Origin of the sequence: Sulfitobacter sp., from assembly GCF_036960155.1 — a bacterium.
Lineage (GTDB): Bacteria > Pseudomonadota > Alphaproteobacteria > Rhodobacterales > Rhodobacteraceae > Sulfitobacter.
Genome location: NZ_JBALWB010000019.1, coordinates 62229 through 69702, shown reverse-complemented (window position 1 = coordinate 69702; position 7474 = coordinate 62229). Strand labels below are relative to the sequence as shown.

General features: G+C 53.2%; 7 protein-coding genes. 3 read left to right on the top strand and 4 right to left on the bottom strand.

The window, feature by feature from the left end; all coding sequences use genetic code 11:
- Window positions 1-238: 238 nt before the first annotated feature.
- The 3 genes from msrQ to V7775_RS22810 all read right to left on the bottom strand — a co-directional run bounded on the left by msrQ (window position 239) and on the right by V7775_RS22810 (window position 2634).
- Window positions 239-871, bottom strand: a complete 633-nt coding sequence (msrQ, locus tag V7775_RS22820; protein ID WP_335754244.1) for a protein-methionine-sulfoxide reductase heme-binding subunit MsrQ — start codon at window positions 869-871, stop codon at window positions 239-241.
- Between the two features lie 91 nt (window positions 872-962).
- A complete protein-coding gene (gene msrP / locus V7775_RS22815; RefSeq protein WP_335754243.1) occupies window positions 963-1874 on the bottom strand; it encodes a protein-methionine-sulfoxide reductase catalytic subunit MsrP in 912 nt (303 codons plus the stop codon).
- Between the two features lie 112 nt (window positions 1875-1986).
- On the bottom strand, window positions 1987-2634 hold the full coding sequence (locus V7775_RS22810; protein ID WP_335754242.1) for an HAD family hydrolase: 648 nt from the start codon (window positions 2632-2634) through the stop codon (window positions 1987-1989).
- A gap of 153 nt (window positions 2635-2787) precedes the next feature.
- On the opposite strand from V7775_RS22810, the gene V7775_RS22805 reads away from it, so the two are divergent.
- A complete protein-coding gene (locus V7775_RS22805; RefSeq protein ID WP_335754241.1) occupies window positions 2788-3171 on the top strand; it encodes a RidA family protein in 384 nt (127 codons plus the stop codon).
- Window positions 3172-3207: 36 nt separating this feature from the next.
- Here the strand turns inward: V7775_RS22805 and clpB are convergent, their stop codons facing one another.
- Window positions 3208-5823 carry an ATP-dependent chaperone ClpB gene (gene clpB / locus V7775_RS22800; RefSeq protein ID WP_335754240.1) on the bottom strand — a complete coding sequence of 872 codons (2616 nt, stop codon included), beginning with the start codon at window positions 5821-5823 and terminating at the stop codon, window positions 3208-3210.
- A 364-nt stretch (window positions 5824-6187) separates the two neighbouring features.
- On the opposite strand from clpB, the gene V7775_RS22795 reads away from it, so the two are divergent.
- On the top strand, window positions 6188-6502 hold the full coding sequence (locus tag V7775_RS22795; RefSeq protein WP_335754239.1) for an orotidine 5-phosphate decarboxylase: 315 nt from the start codon (window positions 6188-6190) through the stop codon (window positions 6500-6502).
- 230 nt (window positions 6503-6732) lie between these two features.
- Complete coding sequence (pyrF, locus tag V7775_RS22790) at window positions 6733-7452, top strand: orotidine-5'-phosphate decarboxylase (protein ID WP_335754238.1); 720 nt, start codon at window positions 6733-6735, stop codon at window positions 7450-7452.
- The last annotated feature ends 22 nt before the right edge of the window (window positions 7453-7474 follow it).

Genomic DNA, 7474 nt, shown 5'->3' with positions numbered 1-7474 from the left:
CTAGGGTTTACACAACAAACCCGCAAGCCCTTTCTACACTGAAATCAATCTTTTTGCATTTTTTACGTTTCTTTAGTGATTTCAACACTTTGGATTGAGATGATTGCGCAAGCCGGCAACTGAACGCACGTTTCTTGCGCAACCCTTAGAGCGGCGAACAGCACACACTTCCTACATCTTGCGTTATCCACAGGGTTATCCACAACTGGGGCCCAAATTCACTCTTCAGTCGCCCGAGTCACCCTAGTTTTGCGACTCGGACACTCTGTTTTTTGCGAATCGTAACCACTCGGGCGAACAAAAGCCCCAGGATCACGGCCATATAGAGGATTGGCTCTATCTGAATGCCCTTAACCAGCCAAAGATAGTGAATGCCGCCCAATAGAACGGCCACATACGTCAGCTTATGAAGCTTGCGCCATGTGGCAGCGCCCAGTTTACGCACTGACCAATTATTTGACGTCAACGCCAATGGGAGCAACACAGAGAATCCCGCCATGCCAATAGTGATATAGGGGCGCTTCCAGACATCTGCCCACATCTGCCCCCACAACAGGCTCATATCCAAAAGCATCCAGACTGCGAGATGGAGGGTGACATAGGTAAACGCCAAAACACCGAATGCACGTCGAAATTTGAGTAGGTTCAATCCAACGTATTGACGCAAGGGTGTGACACACAGGCCGATGATCAGAAGCTGCAATGCGATCTCGCCCAATTCGTGTTCGAGAGCCTTGATTGGCTCACGCCCCAGACCGCCCGTCTGCGCAAGATACAGAAGCCACGGCACAGGCAAAAGGTAGAGGGTATATAGGACCCACGTAGGGATGCGGCGTAGAACAGCATTCAAACGGTCAACTACTATACTCATTGCTCTCACTCTTGTGTTGCTCTTGCTCACCTAAAGAAAATGGGACCGAAACTATCAAAGCTTACGGTCCCTTCTCTATATTCATCTCAGCTTAGATGTCTTTGGTCAGGTCCATGCCTGCGTACAACTCTGAGACCTCGTCCTCGTATCCATTCATCATCAATGTCGGGATACGTTTGGAAAACAGTCCGCCGCCGATTTGACGTTCCGAGGCTTGGCTCCACCGTGGGTGATCTACTTCTGGGTTCACATTACTATAGAACCCGTATTCCCGCGCATTTGCCTTGTTCCAACTTGTAGGAGGCTGCATGTCTGTCAGGGTAATGCGCACAATGGATTTGATGGATTTGTATCCGTACTTCCACGGCACTACCAAACGCAGCGGTGCGCCATTCTGATTGGGGATGTCTTTTCCATAGATGCCAGTCGCCATCATCGTGAGCGGATGAACCGCTTCGTCCAGACGCAGACCTTCGACATAGGGCCAATCCAGTACCGGGTATTTTACCCCCGGCATCTCGTCAGGGCGCAGTGCCGTCTCAAACGCGACATATTTTGCGCCCGATTGCACACCAGCCATATCCAGCAGATCGGCCAGCTCAAAACCGTTCCATGGCACCACCATCGACCACGCCTCAACACAGCGGAAGCGATAGATGCGCTCCTCAATGGTCATGGCCTTCATAATATCCTCAAGCGCGTAGTTGCCCGGCTTATCCACCAAGCCGTCAATTGTTACGCTCCACGGTTCTGTGGTCAGCGTATTGGCGTACCGTGCAGGGTCATCTTTTCCTGTGCCGAATTCATAGTAATTATTGTACTGGGTGATATCTTCGTAGGAGTTCGGCTCCAGCTCATCACCAGCAGCAAGAACAGATCCCGCCCCCATTGTGGCCAACCCAATACCTGCGGCCGCACTGCCCATCAGTTGGCGGCGGTTTAGAAACGCCGCTTCATCTGTAACGTGCGTGTCTTTGAGTGTGTTCTTCCAACGCATAGCCATAAGGCGTCCTCCAATGATTAGATCATACCTAGGGGCATGATCCGCATGCACCAAACATTTTTACTTAGTATTTCAAACAACACACCCGAACGTCATAGGAGCGAAACATTCATCAAAGCCCCAGCAAACCCGCCAGTTGGCTCATATCATCGAACAAGGCGATACAATGTGGTGCCAATTTCTCTCGCGATCCACCCCTAGCATACCCAAATACAGGCATACCCGCAGCAACCCCTGCCCGTGCACCTGTGGCGCTATCCTCGATGACGGCGCAACGTGTCGGCGCGATCCCTGCATCAGCCGCCGCCTTTAGGTAAACGTCTGGCGCTGGCTTGGATGCAGCGCAATCATGCGCACTATATACACGTCCTTCAAAACGCGACCAAAGCCCTGTGCAACCCAGTGTGACATCCATCTTTGCCAACGGTCCGTTTGACCCGATGGCATAAGGAATTTGCGCCCGATCCAATGCATCCAACACCCCCTCAATTCCGGGTATTGGTTTGCACTGCTCCCCCAGCGCTAAGAATACCCTGCCGTAGATGTGATCTAGCCAGTCGTCAGAAAGCGTAGCGCCCATGCTACGCGCCGTATGCATCACGCCAGCCATTGTTCCGCCAACAAACAACGCATCGATCTCCGCATTTGGGATAATCAAACCATGCCGCGCCAGATCGTCTTGCAAAACGCTGCTCGTGATATGCTCACTGTCTACCAGCACACCATCACAATCAAAAAGAACCAAGTCAGGTTTGTTCATAGGATCAACCTACAGGTCAAAAACGAGAAAACAACCTAGCGACATCCTCGACTACACCCCCCAACTTTAGACGTTCGATTTTGATCATCGCCATCCCTTGCCCTTCTCCACCTCATCAGCCCATCATGGATCATATTTAGCGGAGACTATATCATGCATGCCATCTACCCCAATGGCTCTAAGCCCAGCGCCCAAGATCTACGGCTGTCCCCTGGTGTTGTGTCGCGCGGGCATATCTTTGTCACGGGCATGACAGGCAGCTTGCAAGACGGTACTATGCCGGACGATCCAGCAACACAGTTCCACGCCGCATTCGACAAGATCCGTTCAGTTTTAGTAGCGGCAGGCACAGACACATATGCTATTGTCGAAATGACGAGCTATCACGTTGGGATTCACGATCACTTTGATCTGTTCAACGAAGTGCGCTGTAAATACGTCTGTGACCCGTTTCCAGCATGGACCGCCGTCGAAGTAGCTGGCCTGCGCCGCCAAGGAGCTTTGGTAGAGGTGCGTGTCATCGCAGAGGCGCCATGAAAAACGCCGCCAAGGTTTCCCTCGGCGGCGCTAGTGTTAATGGACAGTAGCGTCTTCCGGTTTTGGCCGGTTGGTAGCTGCTATTCGGTCTCCGATGATCAACCCATCCGCACCAGCACTGACAGGGATCATATCCCCGTCATTCACATCACCAGCCAGCAGCATTTCTGCCAACGGGTTTTGCAACGCCGACTGGATGACACGCTTGAGTGGTCGCGCACCAAATACAGGGTCGTACCCTTCATCGGCTAACCATTTGCGTGCGCCATCATCCAACTGCAGATCGATCTTGCGTGCCGCAAGCCGTTTGAGCAGGCGTGCCATCTGGATATCAACGATACCATCCATATTTTCACGGTTGAGGCGGTCAAAGATGATCGTTTCATCCAGACGGTTCAGGAATTCAGGGCGGAAGTGGCCCCGCACTGCTTCCATCACGTCCTTCTTGGCCTGTGCCATGTCGCTGCCTTCGGGTGCCATGCTCAACGCCTGTGCCCCTAGGTTGGACGTCAGGATAATAAGCGTCTGCTTGAAATCCACCGTCCGGCCCTGTCCATCGGTCAACACGCCATCATCTAAAACCTGCAACAGCACGTTAAAGACATCCGGATGCGCCTTTTCGACCTCGTCAAACAGCACAACCTGATAAGGGCGACGACGCACCGCTTCGGTCAGCGAACCACCCTCATCATACCCGACATACCCTGGAGGGGCGCCGATCAAGCGGGACACAGCATGTTTCTCCATGTATTCAGACATGTCGATGCGCACCATCGCGCTGTCATCATCAAACATGAACTCTGCGACAGCCTTGGTTAGTTCGGTTTTACCCACCCCTGTAGGCCCAAGGAACAGGAAGCTGCCCAACGGTCTGTCCTCGTCATTCAGGCCTGCGCGCGAACGGCGCACAGCGTTGGCAACCGCTTTCACGGCCAAATCCTGACCAATGACACGACCATGAAGCTGCTCTTCCATTCGCAACAGCTTGTCGCGCTCACCTTCCAGCATCTTACCAGCAGGAATACCTGTCCAACGTTCAACAACTGACGCGATCTGATCCGGACGCACAGCCTCTTCGACCATCACTCCGTCTTCACGGCTTTCCGCCTCAACCAGTTCGCGTTCGAGGTCTGGAATGACTCCGTAGGATAACTCACCCGCTCTTGCGAGGTTCCCATCCCGTTTAGCAATGTCCAGATCGGCGCGGGCACGGTCCAGCTTTTCCTTGATGTCACGTGCGCCTGCTAGCTTGTCGCGTTCTGCCTGCCATGTGGCAGTCATCTGCGCGCTGCGCTCTTGCAGATCGGCAAGATCCTTTTGGAGTGTTTCCAAACGGTCTTTAGACGCCTGATCATCTTCCAGCTTGAGAGCTTGCTCCTCAATCTGGAGCTGCAACACCTGACGGTCCAGCGCATCCAGCTCTTCTGGCTTGCTGTCTACTTCCATCCGCAGACGGCTCGCCGCCTCATCCATGAGGTCGATCGCCTTGTCCGGCAAGAAACGGTCAGTGATATAGCGGTGGCTCAGCGTGGCTGCAGCAACCAAAGCGCTGTCAGAAATACGCACACCATGGTGCAATTCGTACTTCTCCTTAATGCCACGCAAGATGCTTACAGTATCTTCCACTGTTGGTTCCAAAACCATCACGGGCTGAAAACGACGCGCCAAAGCTGCGTCTTTCTCTACATACTTACGGTATTCATCCAACGTGGTTGCGCCAATGCAGTGCAGCTCACCACGGGCCAGCGCAGGTTTGATCAGGTTGGCCGCATCCATTGCACCATCTGCCTTACCAGCGCCTACAAGTGTATGCATCTCGTCAATGAAGATGATGATCTCGCCCGCAGCCTCGGTCACTTCGGTCAGGACGGCTTTTAAGCGTTCTTCAAATTCACCGCGGTATTTTGCACCCGCAATCAACGCGCCCATATCCAACGACAACAGGCGTTTGTTACGCAGGCTTTCTGGCACGTCACCGTTGACGATACGCAGCGCAAGCCCTTCGGCAATTGCGGTCTTACCCACACCCGGCTCACCAATAAGGACTGGATTATTCTTGGTCCGACGCGACAGCACCTGCATCGCTCGACGAATTTCCTCATCACGGCCAATGATAGGGTCAATTTTGCCCTCCTCGGCACGCGACGTGAGATCCTGCGCGTATTTCTTCAGCGCATCATAGCCGTCTTCGGCACTGGCGCTGTCAGCTGTGCGGCCTTTGCGCAGATCGTTCACCGCAGAGTTTAAATTCTGCGCCGTCACATTCCCCGCCACCAACGCCGTCTTGGCACCAGATTTCACCATACACAGCGCCATCAAGATACGCTCAACAGGAACAAAGCTATCGCCCGCTTTTTTGGCCAGCGCTTCGGCTTCGCTCAAAACGCGCGTTGTCGCACTATCAAGATATGTTTGGGCTGCATCGCCAGTCACCTTGGGCATTTTACCCAAACTGATATCAACGGCCTGCTTGACTGCTGCGGCGTCCCCCCCAGACGCGTTGATAAGGTTGCTTGCAAGCCCCTCATCATCGTCCATCAGTGCCTTTAGCAGATGTTCAGGTGATAGCCGCTGATGGCTGTCACGTGTTGCAATCGTCTGGGCCGCCTGCACAAAACCGCGCGACCGCTCCGTGAACTTGCTTAGGTCCATGGTCGTCTCCTTTATAAAAAGCGCCCACATGTGAGTTACCCGCTTGGCGGCATAGCTCTGTTGTGAACCTTACATTTATCATTTGGGTAGCCATCACTGCCTGATCAAGATCAAACTTCACACTAATTTTCGTGTCTAATTTGAGTAGATCACGCAAGGGTGAAGACATTATTACAAAAGTGAGCGGAAAATGACCTACGCTAACCTGCTGTTATAATTATATTAAACCTTACAAGTCGAATCAAACCAAATTGGGCGCAACCTTTTTTATTCTCCCCTCGTTTAAATTTACAAAATCGTGCTCAAATATACACAGAGCAACAAACGGCCCTCGAACAAATTGGGGGTGAATGAGGTTAACGAAATGAAACAGACACAGATTCAGTTAAGCGACGTTATCTATAACGCAGCCGATCAATCTTTTGAAGCTTTGGTTACCGTATCTGACGGCTCTCGCATGAAACGCTATCCCTGCGCCATTGAGGCTCCAATCATGATGTCCTTTGAAGAGGCTACAAAAGGGTTGGAAAAACAAGCGCTACGCAAACACACCACGGGCCGTGGACTGTTTTCAAACGTACTGCGCAAGCGTCCATCGGTACGTGCTGGTCGCGCCTCTTTCGACCCACAGGTGTGGCTCGAACAACTGGGTTTGGGGTTGCATAAAAACGCAGCCTGACCTGCCCACATAGACATTCCCTTTTGCGTCGCCATTGGCCCGAACCGTGCACCTGTCCCCCGCACGCCGGGCAGCGACGCAAATCCAGAGACCTCTGCCTGCCTGTACTGTCTCTGACACTCTGGCCCGGTCCGCCGATGTGCGACCGGGCCCTTTTTTCTGTACAGCACCTCTTTCATCGCATATGCCCCAAGACGTTTGCCAATCCTTTGCCTGATGGAGCTGCCATAATGTCCAACCCTACCTCAGATGACCGCCTAATCGTTGCCCTAGATGTTCCCAACGCCGTTGCTGGGCTTGCGCTCGCGGAGCGATTGGGGGACGCCGTTAGTTTTTATAAGATCGGGCTTGGAATGCTTACTGGCGGCGGTTTGGCCCTAGCCAACGAGCTAAAGCAAGAGCACGGAAAACGCATATTTCTGGATATGAAGCTGTTTGATATTGGCGCAACCGTTGAGGCCGCCGTGCGTGGTTTGGCACAGTTTGATCTGGATTTCTTGACCGTACACGGTGACCCGCATGTCGTGCGCGCCGCAAAAGAAGGGGCCGCTGGCACCGACATGAAAATCCTTGGGGTCACCATCCTAACCTCGCTGGATCGAGCAGATTTGGACGCCAGTCTTATCAAAGCAGGCGATCTGCCGGAGTTGGTTGTCGAGCGTGCGATAAACGCCTTTGAAGCTGGTGCGGATGGCATCATCGCCTCTCCACAAGAAGCTGGCCTTATTCGCGCGCAACCTGAGGCAGCAGGCAAACTGATTGTCACCCCCGGCGTACGCCCCGCTGGCTCGGATCTGGGCGATCAAAAACGCGTAACAACACCAGCCCAAGCAATTGAAAATGGGGCAAATCACGTCGTCGTGGGCCGACCTATCCACCGCGCAGCCGACCCTGCCAAGGCCGCGCGGGATATCTTGGCGGAGATATCTAACGCCCCTGCGACAACCTAAACGTGTGCTAAATCCATCACAA